Annotated in this window: 4 protein-coding genes; 3 read left to right on the forward strand and 1 reads right to left on the reverse strand. The window is 66.3% G+C overall.

The window, feature by feature from the left end:
• The first annotated feature begins 176 nt into the window (after positions 1-176).
• Complete coding sequence (locus tag ACP5E6_RS17545; RefSeq protein ID WP_427956417.1) at positions 177-1,025, forward strand: bifunctional allantoicase/(S)-ureidoglycine aminohydrolase; 849 nt, start codon at positions 177-179, stop codon at positions 1,023-1,025.
• Entirely contained in the window at positions 1,022-1,528 is a 507-nt protein-coding gene (locus tag ACP5E6_RS17550; protein ID WP_427956419.1) for an ureidoglycolate lyase, read from the forward strand. The genes ACP5E6_RS17545 and ACP5E6_RS17550 overlap by 4 nt, the downstream gene beginning before the upstream one ends.
• A gap of 38 nt (positions 1,529-1,566) precedes the next feature.
• On the opposite strand, the gene ACP5E6_RS17555 is transcribed toward ACP5E6_RS17550, so the two are convergent.
• Entirely contained in the window at positions 1,567-1,848 is a 282-nt protein-coding gene (locus ACP5E6_RS17555) for a DUF2312 domain-containing protein (protein WP_427956422.1), read from the reverse strand.
• Between the two features lie 142 nt (positions 1,849-1,990).
• On the opposite strand from ACP5E6_RS17555, the gene purB reads away from it, so the two are divergent.
• A partial coding sequence (purB, locus tag ACP5E6_RS17560) for an adenylosuccinate lyase (protein WP_427956424.1) occupies positions 1,991-3,168 on the forward strand: 1,178 nt, incomplete at its 3' end.

Consider the following 3,168-nt stretch of genomic DNA (forward strand, 5'->3'; position numbering starts at 1 on the left):
CTCGCCCGGCACGACACCGAATTCCCCCCCGACTCCGACCCCATCACCCTCAAACCCCGCCGCCTCGCCTTCATCCCGCCGCCCTGAGCCAGGCATCACCGATCGGCTCTTGCCAACCCGCCCTGCATCCGATCAACCTGCCGAACCCGCCGCTCCCGGACCCAAGGACATCTTTCATGGCCGCCCGAACCTATTACGCCCCGCCCGGCGGCTTGCCGCCACAAACCGAGCTGCTCACCGGTCGCGCCACCTTCACCACCGCCTATGCCGTCATTCCCAAAGGCGTGCTGCGGGACATCGTCACCAGCGCCCTGCCGTTCTGGAGTGATGCCCGCGTCTGGATCATCGCCCGCCCGCTCACCGGCTTTGCCGAAACCTTCGCGCAATACATCGTCGAACTCGCCCCCGGCGGCGGCAGCGACCAGCCGGAACCCGACAAGGACGCCGAAGCCGCCCTGTTCGTGGTCAACGGCCGCCTCACCATCATGCTCGCGGGCCAACCCCACACCCTCGAACCCGGCGGCTTCGCCTATCTCCCCCCCGCCAGCGGCTGGACCCTGCGCAACAACACCGAAGCGGGCGCCACCTTCCACTGGATTCGCAAAGCCTACGAGCCGGTCGAAGGCCTGCCCACCCCCCCGCCGCTCTTCACCAACGAGGCCGCAATCCCCCCGACGCCGATGCCCGGCACCGCGGGAAAATGGGCCACCACCCGCTTCGTCGATCCCGCCGATCTCCGCCACGACATGCATGTCACGATCGTGACGCTTCAGCCCGGCGCGGTCATCCCCTTCGCCGAGACCCATGTGATGGAACACGGGCTCTACGTGCTCGAAGGCAAGGCGGTCTATCGGCTCAACCAGGATTGGGTCGAGGTCGAAGCCGGCGATTTCATGTGGCTGCGCGCCTTCTGCCCGCAAGCGTGCTACGCCGGCGGGCCGGGTAATTTCCGTTACCTGCTCTACAAGGATGTCAACCGCCACCCGAAACTCGCCGCCCCGTTCGCCACGAAATCCCAGCGATGACCCCGATCATCGCCCGCCCCCTGACCCGGCAGGATTTCGCCCCCTTCGGCGAGGTGATCGATCCCGCAGGCGCTGCCCACTACCCGATCAACAACGGCCACTGCGAACGCTATCACGCCCTCGCGGCAGCAGAAGCGATCGGGCCGGAGGCGCGCGTGCTGATCTCGCTCGCCCGCTCGCAACCCTACGCGATGCCGCTCACCCTCGCGATGGTGGAACGCCACCCGCTCGGCAGCCAGGCGTTCATCCCGCTCTCGCCCCGGCCATTTCTCGTGGTGGTCTGTCATGCCGGAAACACCGGCCCCGAAACGCCGCTCGCCTTCCTCACCGCGCCGGGTCAGGGGATCAATTACCGGCGCAATACCTGGCACGGGGTCCTAACGCCGCTCGCCGCCGCGCAGGATTTCATCATCGTCGATCGCGGCGGCGCGGGCGTCAATCTCGAGGAATTCCATTTCCCCTCCCCCTACAACATCCACCTCCCGCCCAAACCCGCAGGATAATCCGCCGCCCCCGTCAAACCATAATCAGCGGCAGAGCGCTACGCCATGCCCAGCGCGCGCCGATAGACATCGATCAGCATCTCCTGCTCCTCAATCTCCGCCGGCTCCTGCTTGCGCATCCGGATCAGCTGACGCAGCACCTTCACATCGAACCCGGCCGATTTCGCCTCGGCATAAATATCCTTGATATCGGAGGCCAGCGCCTTGCGCTCCTCCTCGAGCCGCTCGATTCGCTCAACAATGCTTTTCAGCCGATCCGCGGCGATGTTGCCGGTCGTCGCGTGGTCTGCAATCGCCTGGTCAGCTTGATCGAACGCCATCGGAAATCTCCAGCCAAAGGGGAGCGCGCGAAATAGAACCGTGGCGGCGGGTGGTCAATGGCGCGCCACCGCCCCCAAAACTTGCCAATCCCCCCGCACCCGCCCAAAACGCCCCTATCCCACCACCGGCAAGGAGAACCCCATGGTCCCGCGTTATTCCCGCCCCGCCATGGTCGCCATCTGGCAGGACCTCAACCGCTACCGCATCTGGTTCGACATCGAATCCCTCGCCGCCGACGCGATGGCAAAAACCGGCGACATCCCGGCCCAAGCCGCCGCCACCATCCGCACCAAAGGCCGCGCCGCGATCGACGCCATGACCGAAGCCGATGTCGCGAAAATCGCCGAAATCGAAGCCGTCACCCGCCACGACGTCATCGCCTTCCTCACCTGGCTCGCCGAATCCATCGGCCCCGACAGCCGCTTCGTCCACCTCGGCATGACCAGCTCGGACGTGCTCGACACCTGCCTCGCCGTCCAGCTCACCCAGGCGACCGACCTCCTCCTCGACGGCATCGACGCCGTCATGGCCGCCCTGAAAAAACGTGCCCTCGAACACAAACTCACCCCCACCATCGGCCGCAGCCACGGCATCCACGCCGAACCCACCAGCTTCGGCCTCAAACTCGCCGGCCACTACGCCGAATTCGCCCGCAACCGCGCCCGCCTCCTCGCCGCACGCACCGAAATCGCCACCTGCGCCATCTCCGGCGCCGTCGGCACCTTCGCCCATCTCGACCCCGCCATCGAAGCCCACGTCGCCGCCCATCTCGGTCTCGCCGTCGAGCCGGTCTCGACCCAAATCATCCCGCGCGACCGCCACGCCGCCTATTTCTGCACCCTCGCCGTCATCGCCTCAGGCATCGAACGCCTCGCCACCGAAATCCGCCACCTCCAGCGCAGTGAAGTCCGCGAAGCCGAAGAGTTTTTCCACGCGGGCCAGAAAGGCTCCTCAGCCATGCCGCACAAGCGCAACCCGGTGCTCTCGGAAAACCTCACCGGCCTCGCCCGCATCGTGCGCGCCTACGCACTCCCCGCGCTCGAAAACGTCACCCTCTGGCACGAGCGCGACATCAGCCACTCCTCGGTCGAACGCGTCATCGCCCCCGACGCCACCATCACGCTCGATTTCGCCCTCAACCGCCTCGCCGGCATGATCGACAAACTGACCATCTACCCCGACCGCATGACCGAAAACCTCGAAAGCCTCGGCGGCGTCGTCCACTCCGGCGAAATCCTCCTCCTCCTCGCCCGCGCCGGCATCTCCCGCGAAGATTCCTACAAAATCATCCAACGCAACGCCATGGCCACCTGGACCAC

The organism is Acidiphilium sp. (genome assembly GCF_049977125.1).
In the GTDB taxonomy this organism is placed as follows: Bacteria; Pseudomonadota; Alphaproteobacteria; order Acetobacterales; family Acetobacteraceae; genus Acidiphilium.